The following is a 338-nucleotide window of genomic DNA, read 5'->3' on the forward strand; positions in this document are numbered from 1 at the left end:
ATAAGCGTGAGGTCGATGGTTCGAGTCCATTTAGGCCCACCATAGTATTATTCCGAAGTAGCTCAGTTGGTAGAGCATCCGGCTGTTAACCGGCAGGTCGCAGGTTCGAGTCCTGCCTTCGGAGCCATTTTTTCTATTTTTGGGGACATACTCAAGAGGCTGAAGAGGCGCCCCTGCTAAGGGTGTAGGTCGCGTAAGCGGCGCGAGGGTTCAAATCCCTCTGTCTCCGCCATCGGCCCGTTGGTCAAGTGGTTAAGACACCGCCCTTTCACGGCGGTAACACGGGTTCGAATCCCGTACGGGTCATACATAGGAAAACGAAGAACGCTAAGTACTGT

Annotated in this window: 3 tRNA genes; all 3 read left to right on the forward strand. The window is 53.6% G+C overall.

Features of this window, described 5'->3' with window-relative positions:
* Positions 1–51: 51 nt before the first annotated feature.
* Positions 52–127 (forward strand) — tRNA-Asn (locus tag M3166_RS19115).
* Between the two features lie 14 nt (positions 128–141).
* A tRNA-Ser gene (locus M3166_RS19120) sits at positions 142–232 on the forward strand.
* A gap of 2 nt (positions 233–234) precedes the next feature.
* Positions 235–306 (forward strand) — tRNA-Glu (locus M3166_RS19125).
* The last annotated feature ends 32 nt before the right edge of the window (positions 307–338 follow it).

Source organism: Solibacillus isronensis (genome assembly GCF_023715405.1).
GTDB classification, from domain to species: domain Bacteria; phylum Bacillota; class Bacilli; order Bacillales_A; family Planococcaceae; genus Solibacillus; species Solibacillus isronensis_B.